This is a genomic window from Sphingobium agri (genome assembly GCF_023051225.1).
In the GTDB taxonomy this organism is placed as follows: Bacteria; Pseudomonadota; Alphaproteobacteria; order Sphingomonadales; family Sphingomonadaceae; genus Sphingobium; species Sphingobium agri.
In genome coordinates this window covers 798,584-817,088 of the sequence record NZ_JALKHS010000006.1, presented here as the reverse complement: position 1 = coordinate 817,088, position 18,505 = coordinate 798,584, and the positions used below count along the sequence as shown (strand labels likewise).

Below are 18,505 nucleotides of genomic sequence, written 5' to 3'. Positions count from 1 at the left end.
GGGACGATGCGCAAACATCCGTCAGGCATTTTGGCGATCGGTAATGTTGCCGTGCTCGCGCAAGGAACAAATTGTGAACGAAGATCCCCGCATACGCCGCCTGCAGTTCCGGGCCTGGCACCGTGGCATCAAGGAAGCGGATCTGGCGGTCGGCGGCTTCTTCGACCGCTATCATGCCGGGTGGGGCGCCGAGGAAATCGACTGGTTCGAGAGGTTTATCGAGGAACAGGATGCCGACATCATGGCTTGGGCCTTGGGCACCTTGCCGCTGCCGGAGCAATGGCGTGGGCCGATGTGGGACAAGTTCGTAAAGATGGATTTTGTCGAGATTGGGAAGAAGTGACGAGATACTCCCCTCCCGCAAGCGGGAGGGGCAGCGAGACTTGCCGAGCCGTAGGCGAGGCTAGTCGCAGCGGGGTGGGCCTGCACCACCTCTGCTGGATTGCCCACCCCTAGCCCCTCCCGCCAGCGGGAGGGGGACCGAGTAGCGAATGACCGACCTTCTCAAGATTCTCAAAGCCCCCTCCCCCATAACGCTGGCGGGAGTGCCAGCCGGCTTTCAGCCCTGGCTGCTGGCGGACATCGCGCGAGCGGCGCCTTCACGCGCCTTGTTTGTCGCACCCGACGAGCAACTGATGCGGGCGGTGGCGGATACGGCCCATTATTTCGCGCCCGAAATCGAGATCGTCGAGATTCCGGCATGGGACTGCCTGCCTTACGACCGGGCCAGTCCGTCGCTGCGCTCGGCTTCGGCGCGGCTGGCGGGGCTTTATGCATTGCAGGGTAAGCCCAAGGGACCGCAACTCGTTCTGACGACGCTGAATGCCCTGACGCAACGCACGTTGACGCCTTTCCGCGTACGGCAACTGGTTGCCAAGCTTGCGCCCAAGGAGCGCATCGCGATTTCCCGGCTGGCCGAGATGTTGCAGGCCAATGGCTATGTGCGCACCGACACCGTGCACGACCGGGGCGAGTTCGCCATTCGCGGCGGCATTGTCGACCTGTTCCCCGGGGGTGAGGAACAGCCGCTGCGGCTCGATTTCTTTGGCGATGAGATCGAGACGGTGCGGCGGTTCGACCCCGCCGATCAGCGGACGAGCGGCAGCGTGGAGGGCTTCACCCTCCTCCCCGCCTCCGAGGCTCTGCTGGACGAGGAGACGATCAAGCGCTTTCGTGGACGCTATCGCGAAACGTTCGGCGCGACTGCGACAGGCGATCCGCTCTATCAGGCGGTGAGTGACGGGCGGCGGTTGGCGGGGATGGAGCATTGGCTGCCGCTGTTCGAAGAACGACTGGTGCCGATGACCGAGCATCTGGGCGATGACACGTTAGTCGTGCTGGACCATGGCGTGGCGGGCGCGGCGGAGGCTCGGTTCGAAGCGATCCGGGACTATCATGCCAATCGCGTGCAGGCGAAATCGTCCGACCCGGGAGCGTACAGGCCTTTGGAACCGAAGGCGCTTTATCTGGACGCGGATGAGTGGGACGGCATCGTCAGGGAATGGCCGATGCATGCGACGACGCCCTTCCACGAGCCGGAAAGTGCGACTGTCCTCGACTTCGAAGTCGATGGCCCGCGCGACTTTGCTCCGGAGCGGGCACAGAACGCCAACGTCTATGAAGCCGTGGGCAAACATATCGCTTCGCTGCAACGGGCGAAGAAGAAGGTTGTCATCGCCAGCTATTCCGGCGGCGCGCGGGAGCGGCTTTCAGGGTTGTTGGTCGATCATGGACTGAAGCGGGTCGCGGCGGCGGATAGCTGGCAGGAGGCGCTGGGGATCGCTGCTGGCGGGAGTACGGTGCTCACCGTACTGCCCTTGGATCATGGCTTCACCGCGCCTGATGTAGCGGTGCTGACCGAGCAGGACATGCTGGGCGACCGGCTGGTGCGGCGGGCCAAGCGGAAGAAGAATGCCGACGCCTTCTTGCAGGAATTGGCGACGCTCTCGCCGGGCGATCTGGTGGTGCATATGGACCATGGGATTGGGCGCTATGAGGGCCTGACGCAGATCCCGGTCGCCAAGGCGGCGCATGATTGCGTGGCGTTGGAATATGCGGGCGGCGACAAGCTTTATGTGCCGGTGGAGAATCTGGAGGTTCTTTCCCGCTACGGGTCCGACAGCGAGGGCGTGAGCCTCGACAGGCTGGGCGGCGAGGCCTGGCAGCGGCGCAAGGCCAAGATGAAGGAGCGCATCCGCGAGATTGCGGGTGAGTTGCTCAAGACAGCGGCGGAGCGCGCGCTGCGGGCGGCGACGGTGGCCGAGCCGGACAGCGCCGGTTATCCCGCGTTCGTCGATCGCTTCCCCTATCAGGAGACGGAGGATCAGGATCGCGCCATCATGGACGTGGTCGAGGATCTGGGCGCGGGACGACCCATGGATCGGCTGGTGTGCGGCGACGTGGGTTTCGGCAAGACCGAGGTCGCCTTGCGCGCCGCTTTCGTGGCGGCCATGGCGGGCATGCAGGTGGTGGTGATCTGTCCGACGACCCTGCTTGCCCGGCAGCATCATATGAATTTCGAAGAGCGGTTCCGGGGCTTTCCGGTGAATATCGGGCGGCTGTCGCGGCTGGTGCCGGACAAGGAGGCCAAGGCCGTAAAGGCTGGGCTGGCGGACGGGACGATCGACATCGTTGTCGGCACCCATGCGCTGCTGGCCAAGGGGCTGGATTTCAAGCGGCTGGGATTGGTGATCGTCGACGAGGAACAGCGGTTCGGCGTTACCCACAAGGAGCGGCTGAAGTCGCTCAAAACTGATGTCCATGTGCTGACGCTGACTGCGACTCCCATCCCGCGCACCTTGCAGATGGCGATGTCGGGCCTGCGCGAACTATCGGTGATCCAGACTCCGCCAGTCGATCGCCTGGCGGTGCGGACCTACATCATGCCATGGGATGGCGTAGTGATACGGGAGGCGCTGCTGCGTGAACATTATCGCGGCGGTCAGAGCTTCTTCGTGGTGCCGCGCATTTCGGACCTGACCGAGGTGGAGGAGTATCTGCGGACCGAAGTGCCGGAGGTTAAGCCGATCGTCGCCCATGGGCAAATGGCGGCCGGTGAAGTCGAGGAGCGGATGTCGGCCTTTTACGACAAGCGCTATGACGTGCTGCTGTCGACCACGATCGTGGAAAGCGGCCTCGACATTCCTTCCGCCAACACGTTGATCATCCATCGCGCAGACCGCTTCGGGCTTGCGCAGCTGTACCAGCTTCGGGGGCGCGTCGGACGGTCGAAGACACGGGCCTATGCCTATTTCACGACGCCTGCCAGCCGCGTGATCACCGAGACGGCGGAGAAGCGGCTGAAGGTACTGTCCGATCTGGATACGCTCGGGGCCGGGTTCCAGCTGGCGAGCCATGACCTAGACATTCGTGGTGCAGGCAATCTGGTAGGCGACGAGCAATCGGGCCACATCAAGGAGGTCGGGTTCGAGCTGTACCAGTCGATGCTGGAGGACGCGATCCTGGAGGCCAAGGCTGGCGGCGCGGGGATCGAGAAGCGGGAGAGCTTCTCGCCGCAGATCACCGTCGATGCACCGATCCTGATACCCGAGGACTATGTGCCAGACCTGGACCTGCGCATGGGTCTGTATCGCCGCCTGAATGAGGTGGAGGACCGGCAGGGGCTGGAGGCTTTCGCGGCGGAATTGATCGACCGTTTCGGCAAGCTGCCTGCGCCCACGCAGAACCTGTTCAAGATCATCGAAATCAAACAGAATTGCGTAACGGCCAATATCTCGAAGATCGATGTGGGGCCGAAGGGCGCGCTGGTCAGCTTTTTCGAGGATCGCTTTCCCAAGCCGGAGGGCTTGGTTGCCTATATTCAGCGCCTGAACGGCGTGGCGCGGCTGCGGCCGGATAGCAAGGTCGTCGTCAACCGGGCATGGGCCGACCCGGCGGCCCGGCTGAACGGCGCGTTGCAATTGTCGAAAGGGTTGGCGAAGGCGGCTTCCTGATGGTGGAGAGCGCCGCCGTCGAGCCTCTTGCCAGCACCGCTTTGTCGTGCCCCAGCAAAGTATCAGCAACATGGTCCAACTAAATCCCGCTTCGATGACTGGGCAGCAAAGTCCGGCGTCAAGCAGGAGATTGACATGATTTCGACACTCGTAGCGATGGCGGCTGCTGCTGCCACGCACAGCGTACAGATCGACCATGGCGGAACGCCGGTGCAAGCGACCTATTCCGCACGCGTTGATATTTCGACGAAGACCGTTGGGGCTAAGACGCCCAATCGCATGGACATGCAGCGGTGCCAGTGGACCGCAACTGTCGTGGTTGACCGCGCGCTCAACCACGGCCCGGCGCTTACGCGCACCGTTTCTGCCGACAAGCGAATTTCCGGGAGCGAGCATGGCGCATGCACGCCTGATCGTAAGTCGGGTGAACGCAACCTGGCCCGGCATGAAGCGGCCATTCGCGAACATCTGATATCAGTTGCCGAACGGGATCGTGCACCGCTAATGGCTGAGCTCGATGCTGTCCGTAATCTTGCTTCGAACTGACATGCGCGCGACGTTGGCGGCTGGGCTTTTGCTGGCCGCCAGCGCCTCGCCCGCTCTAGCACAATATGCCGACACGATTTCGGGAACCGTCGAGGTTGCAAGCGATGAGCGTAGACGGGGCCTCAGCTGGAGCGATGGCGAGCCCGTCGTGCGGGGGTCTGTCGCCCTCCAGGCGACCGACGAACTGAGTTTCGACGCTGCGGCAACATCCTTGTGGAGCAGCGATCGCCATGGCGGCGCTGACGCTGTCGTGGATTTCGGCGCGTCCTATGCGCGGCAGTTGGGCGGATGGCGGCTTTCGGCCAGGGGCACATATCATCTTTTCCCCGGCGCATCGGGGCAAGGATATGGGCAATTTGGCGCGGGCGCGGCTTTCCTGATCGGCCCCGCCAACATTGATCTCAACGCGAGCTACGCGCCGAGGCAAGGATCGATCGGGGGCGACAACCTTTACCTGTCGGCAGCGGCCTCGGCGGGCATTCCGGGAACGCCGCTTACCGTTTCAGCCCATGTCGGGCGTTCAAGCGGCAGCGTGCGCGACGAGGGCAATGCGGCCCGTTTGCGGCCCGGCGGCACTTATTGGGATCATGGGATCAGCGTGGATTACCTGCAACGGCGATGGTTTGCAGGCGTGCGCTATGCCAACAGCAGCATCGATGATGCACGCCACTCAGGTGCGACGCTGATCGGCCGGGCGGGGATTACCTTTTAGGCTAGGTTCAACCCTTCAGGGCCATGGCAGCCAACTCGGCGGATGATACGCCCGCTGACCGCAAAAAGCCTTGGTAGAAGTCGCATCCTTCGCGCGCGAGAAGATCGAGTTGCTGTTGCGTTTCGACGCCCTCGGCAATGACGGACAGCCCCAGTGACTTGGCCATGTGGATGACGCCCCGGACCACGATCCTGTCCCGCGCCGTGCCAGCGATATCCTGAGCCAATCCACTGTCGATCTTGAGATAGTCGAGCGGCAGGCTCTTGAGATAGGCGAGGCTTGAGTAGCCGGTGCCGAAGTCATCGACCGCCACGGCAAGGCCCTCTGCACGAAGAGCCGTCAGCAGCGCCGATGCGGCAGCGACATTCTCGATAAGGCCGCTTTCGGTAATCTCGACCGTTAGCCGCGAACGCGGGAAGCCGCTGCCGTCAACCAGGCCAAGGAACTGCGGCATGAAGCCAGGCTGTGCGATGTCGGCGGCGGTCACGTTGATCGACAACCGCAAATGCGAAAGCGCCTGTGGCCAGGCAGCCGCCTGACGCAGGGCTTCCGCCTGAATGTGGGCGGACAGCGGCAGCATATAGTCCGATCGTTCGGCAGTGGCGAACAACATGCCCGCGCCGAGCGAGCCATATTGTGGATGGTTCCACCGCGCGAGCGCCTCCACGCCCGTCATATGATCACCACCGATCGGATATTGCGGCTGGAACACGATGCCGATCTCTTCCCGATCAAGGGCGAGGCGCAGGTCGGTTTCAAGTTGGTCGGCATCAACCTGGCGGCTGCGCTTTTCGGCTGAGAAAATGCGAATGCCCTCCCCGCCGCCCGCCCGCGCGTCGGCCAGCGCCGTACCCGCGCGGCGGAGCAGGCGTGTGGCATCATCGTCGGCGCGTGACTGCGCGATGCCGCACCGGGCGGTGAGGCGGATAAGGTGATCGCCTGCACTGAACGGGCGGCCGACCGCGCCGATCAGCTGGCGCGCGAGGAAGGTGGCGCGCTCGCTCGCGGCGGCGGCACCGGTAAGGCCGACGAGGAACTCCGTTCCGGCGATGCGGGCCACGACGGCACCGGGCGCTGCGTCAGCCGCCATGCGCTCGATACGCCGGGCGATGCGGCCAAGCAAGGCATCGCCGACTAGCTGACCATAAGCGGCGTTCATCCGATCGAACTGGCTGATGGAAAGGAGGAGGATGGTCGTGGCGACACCCGATCGCTTCTCCAGCCATTCAAGGGCTGCTTGCCGGGAGCGAAGGCCGGTCAGGTCATCGCGGCCGGTTGTGTCGTCGCCATGCGTGTCAGAGAGCCATTCGACGTCGGCGGCGACCACCCCATCAATAAGGCGGAGGTGATGAACGAGACGATCGCCCGGCCGCCCAGGGGCAGCGTGCGCGAAGGATTCGGTCCGGCCCGACCGCATCATGCCGCGCAGGCCCGCAATCACCGACCGGCGTTCCGCACGGGGCAAGCAGCGGGCAAAACGCCCGGGGCTGATAACCTGCCGATCAAGGTTAAGATGTCGCGCAAGATTGTCGCTCAGTCGGACGACACGTCCACCCTTGTCCAATTCCCAAAATAGGGCATCGCCCCGCCTTATCCGCTGAGCGCGCTGGCTGGATGCCGTGCCGCCCCCCAGGCGATCAATGAGGCGCTGTGCCGACGCGAGTGTCGCGCGCATCTGGTCAGGCGCGTAGGGAGCCGTGAGGAAATGAGTGGCCCCCGCGTCCAGCAAAGCGGTGACAGACCCGAGCGCGCTTTCATCGATCAGCACGATAATCGCGCCGCCACCAGCCTCGACGGCGGGCGCCAGTGCTTCAATCAACGTTTCACCATCTTCTGCGGGGCCACGGGCATCAACGAGGGCAATCTGCGCGTCGCTGTGCAGGAAACGCTGGGCTGCGTCCTTCGATCGCCGCGCCGCGATGGCGCGCCAACCCGCCAGCGCCGCCGCGCGAGACAATCCGTCCCTGTCGCCTGGCGACAGGATGAAAAGGCTGCGCTGGCCATGCAGTGCGGTTTCACCGCTCACATCGAAACTCCCGGACTACAGCGCATGTCGAGGCATGTAGCAGACAGGCGTTAGCGACCTGTTCATGACCCTGCAACCGGCAGTGCTTGCACCGGACTTTGCCATGGCTTAGCTAGTTGAGCATGAACAAGCCCGATCTTCGGCGCACGGGCCTGACCGATGCGTTGGGCCGCCGGATCAGCTATTTGCGGATTTCGGTCACGGATAGATGCGACCTGCGCTGCCGATATTGCATGGCGGAGCGCATGACCTTCCTGCCCAAGGACCAGGTGCTGACGCTGGAAGAGATTGCGCTGCTTGCCGACCTCTTCATAGCGCGCGGCGTGCGCAAGATAAGACTGACCGGCGGCGAGCCGCTGGTACGGCGGGACATTGTCGATCTGGTGCGGCGGATTGGCCGCCACCTTGACGAAGGCCTGGACGAACTGACGCTGACGACCAACGGCACACGGCTGGCCCAGCATGCCGAAGCGCTTTTCGATGCTGGCGTCCGGCGGATCAACGTCAGCCTCGACAGCCGCGATCCGGAGCGGTTCGCTCATGTCACCCGCAATGGCGACATTCGGCCGGTGATCGAGGGGCTGGCCGCGGCGAAGGCGGCGGGTCTCGCGGTCAAGATCAACATGGTCGCCTTGAAGGGCATCAACGAAGACGAAATCCTGTCGATGCTCCAATGGTGCGATCGTGAAGGGTTTGACCTCACATTGATCGAGACGATGCCGCTGGGCGAGACGGGCGAGGATCGCACGGACCATTATCTGCCGCTGACCCAAGTGGTCGAGCAATTGAGGCTGCATCATGAACTGCTGCCGATAGCGCATCGCACGGGCGGACCTTCAAGATATCATGCGGTCGAAGGGATGGGCGTGAGATTGGGGCTTATCACGCCACTCACCAACAACTTTTGTGCGGATTGCAACCGCATGCGCATGACCTGCGAAGGAAAGATATTCATGTGCCTGGGGCATGAGGATCATGTGGACCTGAAGACCGCATTCCGCGAGGGCGGCGTCGATGCGGTTCAGCCGCTGATCGACCGCGCCCTGCGGCTGAAGCCTGCCAGCCATGATTTCCGGATCGGCGGCAACGCGCCTGCCGCCGCAGTCAATCGCCATATGAGTGTGACCGGCGGATGAGCGAGGAGCCACGGCGCGCCCTGCTCGCCTCCCCTACCCAGTCCGCCAAAGCAGCCGAGGAGCGGCTTCGCGCAGCCTATGACTTCGTGCCTGTCGAGCAAGCGAATATGATCATCGCGCTGGGTGGCGACGGGTTCATGCTGCAAACCCTGCACTCCATGTTGGAAAGCCGCCGGATCATGCCCGTGTTCGGGATGAATTTGGGGACAGTCGGATTCCTGATGAACGAGTGGCGGCTGGAACGGCTGGAGCAGCGGATCGAGGCGGCCAAGCTCTTCAAGGTGAACCCGCTTCGCATGACTGTCGATACGGTCGACGGGGAGCGCTTTTCGATCCCCGCCATCAACGAAGTGTCTTTGCTGCGCGAGACGCGCCAGACGGCGAAGCTGGAAGTCCATGTGAATGGGCGGACGGCGCTGACCGAGCTGGTATGCGATGGCGTGCTGGTGGCGACGCCCGCGGGATCGACGGCCTATAATCTCTCGGCCCATGGGCCCATCCTGCCACTGGGATCGGGCTTGGTCGCCTTGACGCCGATCAGCCCCTTTCGTCCCCGCCGCTGGCGTGGCGCCATCCTGCCGGAAAGCACGGCAATCCGCTTTACCGTGCTTGATCCGGTCAAGCGTCCAGTGAGCGCCGTGGCGGATCAGCGGGAAGTCCGTGACGTTGCGGAGGTCGAGGTGCAGATCGATCGGGGCACGCCGCTGACCCTGCTTTTCGACCCTGAACATACGCTGGATGACCGGATCGCGGCAGAACAATTCATTGCCTGAAAAAATTCGCAAATCTGCCCTTGCCATCTCAAGAATCTCGCTGCTATAGGCGCGGCCTGCCCAGCGAGAGCCGGGCTGCTCCCCGATAGCTCAGCGGTAGAGCATTCGACTGTTAATCGAATGGCCGTAGGTTCGAATCCTACTCGGGGAGCCACTTTCGCCTACTAAGGCGGCTCCGGAAATCAGCAACAATCTAGGGTGTACGCGCTCTGAGCTTGCGCCTTCAGCGCTCTTGATCCGGCTGCTTCAGTCTACCGCTGCCAGCAGAGCCGGTGATACAAAAAACCTCGCCCCCTAGGGGAGGCGAGGTGATCCGATCAGAAAGGCGTTTGTTCAGCGCGACGCGAACTGGCGTGGCTTGGATGCGAGCGCCCAACGCTGCGGGGCTGCGCCGGGCGCCTTTTCCCGCACGAAACATTGACCCCGGCGAGTGCGGATGGCGCGGCAGAGTGCGTCCGCCTCCACGCGATCATCGAAGCCGCTGACGGCAAGGCGAGCATAGCTGACGCCATTGACGGTAATCTGACTGGTCAGCACCGGCAAAGCGGAGATCGCGCTGTTGCGGCGCGCCATCTCATACCATTTTTCCTTCGCAATCGCGGTATTTGCATAAGCTCCGAGCTGGACCACCCACGCGCTGTTGCCCTTTCCGTCGAAGCGGACCGACTGACGAACCGCCCGCGCCGCGCGAATGGGTGTAGAGAGGCTGGCCGAGGCGCTCTTCTTCCCTAGTCGTGACGCTTTATTGACCGGCGCGGGAGCCGCATAAGGCGTGAAATCAACGGGCTGTCGGACGGCTTCCGCTTGGGCCATTTCGGTAGCGGTAGCCTGCTCGGCAACGGGAGCGGCAGGCATTTCCGGCGAAGCTGCCTCAGCCATTTGAGCGGGCGCAGCCTCGGGCGCGAGAGCCAGAGCGACGGGCTGGCCGACATCATTACCGTCGAAAGTGACGCCCATCAGGCCAGCGATCCGTTGCTGTGCGAAGTCAGGAGCCGCTGTCTGCGCCCACTGCGCGATACGCTGATTGGCGGCGAGCGGATCGAGATCGAGGCCCGCCATCACGCGCGCATCTTTCCAACGGCCGGCCAGCGCATAGGCATAGGCGAGGTTCTGGCGTGTCCGCGCAGTCGCCGACGGATCATGAATGGCTTCGGACAGGATACGGACACCCTCTCCCGGGTCGCCTGCCATGGCCATTGCAAGGCCGTAATCACTGGCAGGGACAACGTCCGCATTGGTCACGAGCAGTTCGCGAGCCGCGTCATTCTTGCCCAAAGCCACCTTGACCAAGGCCAGGCTGATGATCGTGCGCGGGTCCCGGTTGCCGAGCGTCATTGCTTCGCTGAGGGCAGCTTCCGCCGAGACGAAGCGGCCGCTCGCGATATAGGCGCGGCCAAGCAATTGCCGATAGTTCGCATCCTGGGGAGCAGCCTGGACCGCTAGTTCGGCCGCTGCGATAGCGCGCGCGCCATCCCGGCCGGCGAGCGCTTTTTCGATGGCAGCGGTGGCGCGAACCGGATCCTGCTTAGGCGCGGCAATAGCGGAGGGCCGGAACGCCGCCCCCGTGCAGCCGACCATGGTGGTCCCGACAATCAGCGACGAAAGTGCCGCCTTGGAGAGAGCGCTGCGCTTCATGGCTGATCCTTTACTTCGCTTCGTCGCGCGGCAACTGCTGCGCGAGCTTGTCGATTTCGGGCAAAGCGGCGAGAAAATTGTCCAAAGCCTCGGTCACCATCTGCTGGGCGGAACGGCCGACGACCGCGCTTGCAAGGCGAAGCTTCAGATGACGGTCCGCGTCCAGACGGAGGGTGAAGGCGGCTTTGCGGCCTTTTGCGACTGCGCGCTTGGCAGGAGCGATCGTCTTGACCGCTGCTTCCATGCGCTCCGCCAGTTCTTCTCGCTCGACCATCACGGTCGGGACAGGCGCTGCGGCGGGCGGCTGCGTCATCGGGGTCAGGCCGACTACGGCGCGAGGCTCGGCAGGAACAGGCTCGGGCTCGGTAACGTCGAAGCCCATGTCATTCCAGCCAAGATCGTCCTGCAACAGCGCCGCTGTCGCCTGTTGGCCAAAGCCCATGACGGGTCGGCGCATGGCGGGTTGAGCAGCGCCCTTCCGCGCGAGCAGTCCAGAGGTCAGCGAAGCGAGAGGCTTGGGTTCGGCCATTGTCATCCCTCCCTTACTGGCCCACGACGCGGCGGCCGAAGCCACCCGTCGCCGGACGAACTGCGCCGCTGGTGCCCGCCGTCCCGTTGGGGACCGAGAAGACCGTCCGGCGGAAATTCTTTTCAAGGCGATCGGAGACATAGCTCCACAATTGCGTGACTTCGCCAGCCGATCGACCGTTAGGATCGACCTCCATGACTGTACGGCCGTCGATCATCGATGCGGCAAAGTCCGTGCGATGGTGCAGCGTCACGGGCGCGACAGTGCCATGCTGTGAAAGCGCAACAGCGGCTTCCGACGTGATGCGCGCCTTGGGAGTGGCAGCGTTGACAACGAAGATCAGGGGCTTGCCCGCCCGATCGCATAGGTCGACCGTGGCACCGACGGCGCGGAGGTCATGAGGACTGGGACGGGTCGGCACCACGATCAACTCGGCGACGGAAATGACGCTCTGGATCGCCATGGTGATGGCAGGAGGCGTGTCGATGACGGCAAGCTTGAAACCCTGCTGCCGCAGGATTTCAAGATCCGCCGCGAGGCGTGCGACAGTCGTCTGGGCAAAGGCGGGAAACTCGGCTTCGCGCTCGTTCCACCAGTCGGCCAGCGAACCCTGGGGATCGATGTCGATAAGAACCACCGGGCCAGCGCCAGCCCTCTGCGCCTGTACAGCCAGATGACCAGACAAGGTGGTCTTCCCCGATCCGCCCTTTTGCGATGCCAATGCGAGTATGCGCACGCGCGTTTCCCCCAGAAAATCCAATTGCACATTGGACTGCCATGGCCGCGCCTAAGATTTGGTTAACATGCCCGCATCCTTCGACATCGGTGGCAGCGGGAGCCTACTATCAAGAATGGCATCCTCAATGCTAAGTGTGCATTAACCTTGTTCAATCATAGGCTGCGGTGACGCTGTTGTTTCAGGAGCATATGGACATGAAGCACATCTGGGGCACCTTGGCCGCAGCAACCATGCTGAGCTTGGCGCCGCCCGCCCTTGCCGATGTGAAGGCTGGCGTCGATGCCTGGCAGCAAGGCGACTATGACAAGGCAGTGAGGCTTTGGCGGCCGCTCGCCCAGGCAGGCGATCCCGATGCGCAGTTCAACATGGGTCAGGCAAGCAAGCTCGGCCGGGGTGTCAAAGTTGATATGGCGGCGGCCCTCGATTGGTATCGCAAAGCCGCAGCGCAGGGCCATGTACGGGCCGAGGATAATCTGGGGCTGTTGATGTTCCAGCAGGGAGAGCGGGCGAGCGCCCTGCCCTATCTTGAGCGATCGGCGATGCGGGGGGAACCGCGCGCGCAATATATCGTGGGTACAGCGCTGTTCAACGGCGACCTGACAGCGAAGAACTGGCCGCGCGCCTATGCGCTGATGAGCCGCGCATCCGCAGCAGGGCTGGCGCAGGCGACGTCGAGCCTTAAACAGATGGACAAATATATCCCCGTTGAGCAGCGGCAGCAGCGGCTCGCCATGGCGCGGGACATGGGGCAAAAGGAAGTGGCGGCGCTGTCAGAGGCCAATGGCCGCCTGTCGAGCCCGCCGGTTCTGCGTGAGGAAACGCCCTCTCTTGCAAGCGCTACCTTGCCGCCTGTCCGGGATGCCAAGAAGCCCTTACCAGCCAAGACGAAAGCTGAGCCTTCCAAACTCAGCACAGCAGTTCCGCCGCGTAAGCCTGCCATTGGGAAGGAAGCGAAGGTGGCCGCTAGCGGGCCTTGGCGAGTGCAACTGGGTGCCTTCAGCGAGGAAGGACGCGCCCGGGCACTTTGGAGCAGCCTGCGCGGCAAGGTAGCCGGTCTTTCCGCCTATCAGCTGTATCTGGTCAAGGGCGGCGCCATGACGCGATTGCAGGCCGGGCCTTTGGCGAGCAATGCCGAAGCGGCAAAGCTATGCGGCGCGATAAAGGCTGCGGGGGCGGATTGCATGCCGAGGAAGATGTAGTCCGCGCTGTCGCGGCTAGGTCTTGTGGCTTTAACCGCTTGATCATGGGTGCGGCATAAGGCAACGGCGTTCCCGATCATTTGCGGAGGCCCCTTTTGAACAATTCGGTTGTCCCCTCCTGGGTGCTGACGCTGGTGTGCGCCGACCGCGTCGGCATTGTTGCAGCCGTCAGCCAGTTCCTGGCGGAACGGGGCGGCTTTATCACAGATAGCCAGCAATATGCCGACAGGGAGGCTGGACGCTTCTTCATGCGCGTGGCGTTCGAAGCGACGGATGCCCGCATGTCGGACACGCAAGAACTGCAGGCTGCATTCGCCGCCACAGGCGCCGAATTCGACATGGACTGGCGGATCAGTGGAGCGCAGGAAAAGCCGCGCATGCTGCTTGCGGTTTCGAAAGGCTCGCACTGCCTCGCCGACCTGTTGCACCGGTGGCAGACAGGAACATTGGCCGTCGATATCATGGGCGTGGTATCGAACCATCCCGACATGCGCCGGATCACCGAATGGCACGGCATCCCCTATCATGAGTTGCCTGCCAATGGGGATAAGGCCGGGCAGGAAGCGGCGATCCTGGATGTCTTTGGACGAACGCGATCGGACTATCTGATCCTCGCGCGCTACATGCAGGTCCTGTCAGAAGATCTGGTCGGGCGGCTGGAAGGGCGATGCGTCAATATCCACCACAGCTTCCTGCCGGGTTTCAAGGGTGCCCGCCCCTATCACCGCGCCCATGAGCGAGGCGTGAAATTGATCGGCGCGACGGCACATTTCGTGACCGCCGATCTGGATGAGGGGCCGATCATCGAGCAGGCCGTGGAACGGGTCGATCATCGCGCCACCGCAGAGGATATGATCCGCATCGGCCGCGATATAGAGGCGCAGGTGCTGGCCCGAGCGGTCGGATGGATCGCCGACCGCCGGGTGCTGCTGAACGGCAGCAAGACCGTCGTTTTCCGCTGATCAGAGCCCGAGGCGCGCCCAAAAATCTTCCGGCGCGAGTGCTGCGCTGGCTGCTGCTCGTGGCTGGCGGGACCAGGACGAGTGCGGGATATAGACATCCCTGGCTGTTTCGTGCTGCCGCTTACGACGTGCAATAAGGGTACGGGGTTTCATCGTCTTCTCCTTGTCCGGAGGAACACGAAACCTTGCGTGGTCGCATAGGGCCGTGCGCTTTAGCCGTTGTTGACGCGGAGCAAGCTGTCATCCTTCAAAAGCCGCGGAGCGTTAAGCTCGACACCTGTCTACAGATATAGTTGAGAAAGGGAACATAGCTTTGCTTTAGCGGACGCGATGTGCGCTTTGTGCAAAAGTTTCAACCGAAGAAAATATCGTAGATAAACCATCCTACGATGAGGAAACTGGTGACGACGCAAACCCGATCGCCATAGACATCCAAACGCGACATCCTAGACATCCTTCCAAATGCGGCGATCTTTGTCGCCTGCATGAAGAGGATAACGCACTGCGCCGTCAAAAGGAACAAAAAGTCCGGGCGCCGTTCAGGCGGGCGCCATACCGCGATGACGGAGGAAGGACTGTGTCGCCTCAAGAGGGCCGCGATATGCTTCCTGGAACTCGGCGCTCCAATATTTGAGGTCGTCCAAATCGATCCGTGCACCCGAAACCGCACAAAAGACGAACTGTCCCGGGCGCACTATGTCGAAATAGGGCGTGTGGTATTCCAGCACCGCCAATCCCTGGATTTCCGCCATCAGTCGCCCGTCAATATGCGGTCTACAAGCTGCTTCACCGTCGGCACGAAACCGTTGGAATAGAAGGGGTCCTGCTTGAACTTGTACGCGCCATGGCCAGCGAAGAGGAGGTTCTTGTCCAGATCACCACCATGCACCGCCTCTTGCAGCGACTTCTGAATGCAGAAGCTCCGCGGATCGGCAAGACGGCCGGTCGAGTTCGTCTCACTGTCCATCCAGCTTGAAAAGGCGCACTGGCTGAGGCAGCCCATGCAGTCGGTCTGATCCTTTCGGATTTCCGCCTTTTCTTCTTCGGTGACGAATACAAGCGTGTTGTCAGGCGTCTTGAGCGCGGACGTGAAACCCTGTCCCACCCATTCGCGCGCGCGCAGCAGGTCGCCGCGGGTCACCCAGAAATTCTTGCCCTTGACCCCCGCATCCAGCTGGTGCGTGTGATCGCCCGCCTGTTCCGTGCTGAACGGTATCTGGCGTTCCGAGCGCGCTTCCAGCTGACGCAGGAAGGGATTGCGGACAGCCGAGCTGTAGAAACCCGTCGGTGAGAAGCGATGCAGCAGCACGTCGCCGGGTTCCAGCTGAGTGAGGCGCTGCTTCCACTCATCGGGAATGGGGCTTTCCTGCGTCAATAGCGGACGGGTGCCGAACTGGAAGGCGATCGCGCCTAGCTCCGGATTGTCGATCCAGTCGTTCCAATCCTTTAGGTGCCATACGCCGCCCGCCATGACGATCGGCACATCGTCGGAAATGCCCCCTTCACGCATCGTCGCGCGCAGATCGCGAACGCGGGGATAAGGGTCCTGCGGCTGGCGCGGGTCTTCCGCGTTGGAAAGGCCGTTATGGCCGCCCGCCAGCCACGGATCTTCATAGACCACCGCTGCCAGCCATTCCGAGGCCTTGGAATAGGCACGTTTCCACAGCGCGCGGAAGGCGCGGCCGGAGCTGACGATGGGAAGATAGCTGACGCCATAGGACGCGGCGATTTCGCTCAGCTTATACGGCATCCCCGCGCCGCAGGTGACACCGGCGACCATGCCCTTGGTCTTTTCCAGGACGCCGTGCAGCACCCGCTGAGCGCCGCCCATTTCCCAAAGCACGTTAATGTTGATCGCGCCCTTGCCCCCGGCAATTTCGAAGGCGCGCTTTACCTGTTCGACCGCGCCATCGATAGCGTAGGCGACCAGTTCTTCATGACGGTCGCGGCGGGTGCGGCCGTGATAGATTTGTGGGATGATGTTGCCCATGCTGTCATAGCTGTCGGCATTGACGGCGGACACGGTGCCGATCCCCCCTGCCGCAGCCCATGCGCCGGAGCTGGCGTGATTGGACACAGCCACGCCCTTCCCGCCTTCGACCAGCGGCCAGACTTCACGACCACCATAGATGATGGGCTTCAAACCCTTGAACAACATAATCTCCCGCGCAACAGCTGCTGGGTCATCCGTCGACTGAACGCCGCTCTATAGCAGCTTTCGCGACCGATGACGAATAACGGGCGCGCCCTACCGCAAAATATGAGGGCTGGATAGTGCCTGTCCATAAAGCCCCGCATAGGCATCGACCATCGCAGCTTCTTCGAAGTCGCGCTGCGCCCGGCGCAGATTTGCCTCGCCAAGACGAATGCGAAGATCGGCACTGGCGGCCAGTTGACCGAGCGCTCCCGAAAGCCCAGCCTCGTCCTGTGCGATAAATGGCTGATTTTCCGGGGCGACCATTTGCGCCACGTCCCCTACGTCGGTGGACGCGACAGGCAGCCGCGCGGCCATGGCCTCCACAAGCGAAATCGGGAACTGTTCGCTATTGGACGACAGCGCGAAAATATCGAACAGCCCGAGAAAACGCGCGGGGTCGGGAAGGAAGCCGGGCAGGCAGATATCGTCGATGCCATGCTTGGCTGCCTCTGCGAGGATCGCCGCCCGCTCAGGGCCTTCGCCCACGATCACCAGTTGCAACTTATCACGATGCGGCGCGACTGCCCGTACCAGGCGAGGAATATTCTTGACCGGGCGCAATCCGGCTAATGTCCCGACGAGCAGCTTTCCAGGCGAGCGAACGAGGCCGGGAATGGCGCCGGGAACGGCGCCAGCATAGCGCGCCACATCAATCCCGTTGCGGATCAGATGAACCTTTGACGCGGGCTGACGCCATGTTCTTCGCGCAATCTCGTCCAGCCGGATGGACGGCACGACTATGGCCTGGGCGCGTTGGAGCGCCAGTCGGCGATAGAGGTTGCGCTTCGTTTTGAGCCGCTCTGCCTCCTCGATATTGAAGCCGTCCTCATGATGGATGAGCGGCGGCAGGCGCAGGAAAGGCGCGCAGACGCGATGCGCCATGACGGCGTCCATAGCTCCCCAATTATAGGTGAGTACAAGATCGAATCTCGACAGGAAGCGTCCCAACGCCCGAAAGCGACTTGCGCCGGGGCGGCCGGTCAACGGTGGCGCGTCGGGGAAGCTGACCTCTACCCCCGGCGCGATCGCGGACCGGGCGCCCATGGCGTCAGGAGCGGCGCTGACAATCGTATGGCTGGCGCGATCGCCCCACAGGTTCATAAGACGGACAGCGCGTGCTTCCTTGCCGCCCAGGGAAAAGCTGCCGTGAACATGCAGCAGGCGCGGCGGCCCGCTTCGGGTGTCAGCCATGCAGGACTCGCACGAGCAGGCGGTCGATCCCGGCAGCGGCTTCCGGTTCGTCGAGCAGCGGAGCGTGGCCGACATCCGGAACTGTCACAAGCTCAGCGCTGGGCCCCATTTCCGAAAGCATGCGCTGCGCAGTGGCAGCGCTGAGCAGATCGGATCTTTCGCCCCGTAGGATGAGAGAGGGGATGCCATTAAAAGACGCCATGACAGGCCAGAGATCGACCCCCGCCTCGCCTCCGGACAGGCGGAGGGGTTCGGCGACGCGCATGTCATAGTCCAACACGACGCGGCCGCCGCTGTTGAGCCGGTAGAGGCGCTTCGCCATGGCAAGCCATTGTTCAAGATCGTAGCGGGGGTAGATGTCGCGATTGGCTTCTTCCAGTGCGCGGGCGGCCTGAACCCAGCTTTGATGCGACTGGCCGACCCCGACATAGGTCCGGATGCGGTCGAGCCCCTCCTGTTCGAGCTTTGGCCCCACGTCGTTCAACAGCGCGCCTGCCAGCCATTCGCGGTGAGTCGCGGCAATCAACATGGTGATCAGGCCGCCGAGCGAGGTGCCGATCGCGACGAAACGGGTGATGGCGAGATCCGCCAAAAGGCGGCTGATGTCCTGCGAGTAGGTGAGCGGGACATAGGTCATCGGGTCCTTCGCCTGCGCGCTTTCGGAACGGCCGCGCATGTCGGGACAGATGAGGCGCCACTCGCCCGCGAGGCGATCGGCCAAGGGTTCGAAATCGCGAGCGTTGCGTGTCAGGCCGGGAAGGCACAGCAGCGGCGGGCGGCCATCTTCACCGCCGGCATAGTCACGATAGTGGAGCCTGAGGCCGTCGGGAGACCACCAGTAGCCGTCAGTGAAGCTGGTCAACGGTCGTGCGTCCTCAAATTACAGCGAAGCGGTTGTAACTGCCCG

General features: G+C 62.9%; 16 protein-coding genes and 1 tRNA gene. 9 read left to right on the top strand and 8 right to left on the bottom strand.

Annotated features, from left to right (window positions below; all coding sequences use genetic code 11):
- Positions 1-73: 73 nt before the first annotated feature.
- From MU848_RS07255 to MU848_RS07240, 4 genes are all read left to right on the top strand, one after another.
- Positions 74-343 (top strand): FAD assembly factor SdhE, encoded by a 270-nt coding sequence (locus MU848_RS07255; RefSeq protein ID WP_247231005.1) that lies wholly within the window; start codon positions 74-76, stop codon positions 341-343.
- 148 nt (positions 344-491) lie between these two features.
- On the top strand, positions 492-3,953 hold the full coding sequence (gene mfd, locus MU848_RS07250; RefSeq protein ID WP_247231004.1) for a transcription-repair coupling factor: 3,462 nt from the start codon (positions 492-494) through the stop codon (positions 3,951-3,953).
- A gap of 135 nt (positions 3,954-4,088) precedes the next feature.
- Positions 4,089-4,499 (top strand): hypothetical protein, encoded by a 411-nt coding sequence (locus MU848_RS07245; protein WP_201514150.1) that lies wholly within the window; start codon positions 4,089-4,091, stop codon positions 4,497-4,499.
- Position 4,500: 1 nt separating this feature from the next.
- On the top strand, positions 4,501-5,211 hold the full coding sequence (locus MU848_RS07240; protein ID WP_247231003.1) for a TorF family putative porin: 711 nt from the start codon (positions 4,501-4,503) through the stop codon (positions 5,209-5,211).
- A gap of 7 nt (positions 5,212-5,218) precedes the next feature.
- On the opposite strand, the gene MU848_RS07235 is transcribed toward MU848_RS07240, so the two are convergent.
- Entirely contained in the window at positions 5,219-7,237 is a 2,019-nt protein-coding gene (locus tag MU848_RS07235) for a putative bifunctional diguanylate cyclase/phosphodiesterase (protein ID WP_247231002.1), read from the bottom strand.
- Between the two features lie 122 nt (positions 7,238-7,359).
- On the opposite strand from MU848_RS07235, the gene moaA reads away from it, so the two are divergent.
- The 3 genes from moaA (at position 7,360) to MU848_RS07220 (ending at position 9,300) form a co-directional block, all read left to right on the top strand.
- Positions 7,360-8,373 (top strand): GTP 3',8-cyclase MoaA, encoded by a 1,014-nt coding sequence (moaA, locus tag MU848_RS07230; RefSeq protein ID WP_247231001.1) that lies wholly within the window; start codon positions 7,360-7,362, stop codon positions 8,371-8,373.
- Complete coding sequence (locus MU848_RS07225; RefSeq protein WP_201514157.1) at positions 8,370-9,146, top strand: NAD kinase; 777 nt, start codon at positions 8,370-8,372, stop codon at positions 9,144-9,146. The genes moaA and MU848_RS07225 overlap by 4 nt, the downstream gene beginning before the upstream one ends.
- A gap of 79 nt (positions 9,147-9,225) precedes the next feature.
- Positions 9,226-9,300, top strand: a tRNA-Asn gene (locus tag MU848_RS07220).
- 179 nt (positions 9,301-9,479) lie between these two features.
- On the opposite strand, the gene MU848_RS07215 is transcribed toward MU848_RS07220, so the two are convergent.
- Genes MU848_RS07215 through MU848_RS07205 form a run of 3 tightly spaced genes read right to left on the bottom strand, consistent with a single transcriptional unit; the run spans position 9,480 to position 12,046 of the window.
- Positions 9,480-10,781 carry an SPOR domain-containing protein gene (locus MU848_RS07215; RefSeq protein ID WP_247231000.1) on the bottom strand — a complete coding sequence of 434 codons (1,302 nt, stop codon included), beginning with the start codon at positions 10,779-10,781 and terminating at the stop codon, positions 9,480-9,482.
- A 10-nt stretch (positions 10,782-10,791) separates the two neighbouring features.
- Positions 10,792-11,310 (bottom strand): hypothetical protein, encoded by a 519-nt coding sequence (locus MU848_RS07210; RefSeq protein WP_201514238.1) that lies wholly within the window; start codon positions 11,308-11,310, stop codon positions 10,792-10,794.
- A 13-nt stretch (positions 11,311-11,323) separates the two neighbouring features.
- Complete coding sequence (locus tag MU848_RS07205) at positions 11,324-12,046, bottom strand: ParA family protein (protein ID WP_097092796.1); 723 nt, start codon at positions 12,044-12,046, stop codon at positions 11,324-11,326.
- Positions 12,047-12,237: 191 nt separating this feature from the next.
- Between MU848_RS07205 and MU848_RS07200 the strand changes: the two genes are divergently transcribed.
- Together MU848_RS07200 and purU are read left to right on the top strand one after the other, a co-directional pair.
- Positions 12,238-13,248 carry an SPOR domain-containing protein gene (locus MU848_RS07200; protein WP_247230999.1) on the top strand — a complete coding sequence of 337 codons (1,011 nt, stop codon included), beginning with the start codon at positions 12,238-12,240 and terminating at the stop codon, positions 13,246-13,248.
- A 122-nt stretch (positions 13,249-13,370) separates the two neighbouring features.
- Positions 13,371-14,210, top strand: a complete 840-nt coding sequence (gene purU, locus MU848_RS07195) for a formyltetrahydrofolate deformylase (RefSeq protein WP_380800659.1) — start codon at positions 13,371-13,373, stop codon at positions 14,208-14,210.
- A gap of 539 nt (positions 14,211-14,749) precedes the next feature.
- Here the strand turns inward: purU and MU848_RS07190 are convergent.
- From MU848_RS07190 to MU848_RS07175, 4 genes are all read right to left on the bottom strand, one after another.
- Complete coding sequence (locus MU848_RS07190; protein WP_097091686.1) at positions 14,750-14,962, bottom strand: DUF2093 domain-containing protein; 213 nt, start codon at positions 14,960-14,962, stop codon at positions 14,750-14,752.
- Positions 14,962-16,365 carry an NAD(P)H-dependent flavin oxidoreductase gene (locus tag MU848_RS07185; RefSeq protein ID WP_097092798.1) on the bottom strand — a complete coding sequence of 468 codons (1,404 nt, stop codon included), beginning with the start codon at positions 16,363-16,365 and terminating at the stop codon, positions 14,962-14,964. The genes MU848_RS07190 and MU848_RS07185 overlap by 1 nt, the downstream gene beginning before the upstream one ends.
- Positions 16,366-16,458: 93 nt before the next feature.
- Complete coding sequence (locus MU848_RS07180; RefSeq protein WP_247230998.1) at positions 16,459-17,598, bottom strand: glycosyltransferase; 1,140 nt, start codon at positions 17,596-17,598, stop codon at positions 16,459-16,461.
- Positions 17,591-18,460 (bottom strand): alpha/beta fold hydrolase, encoded by an 870-nt coding sequence (locus MU848_RS07175; RefSeq protein ID WP_247230997.1) that lies wholly within the window; start codon positions 18,458-18,460, stop codon positions 17,591-17,593. Before MU848_RS07175 ends, MU848_RS07180 begins: the two co-directional genes overlap by 8 nt.
- Between the last annotated feature and the right edge of the window lie 45 nt (positions 18,461-18,505).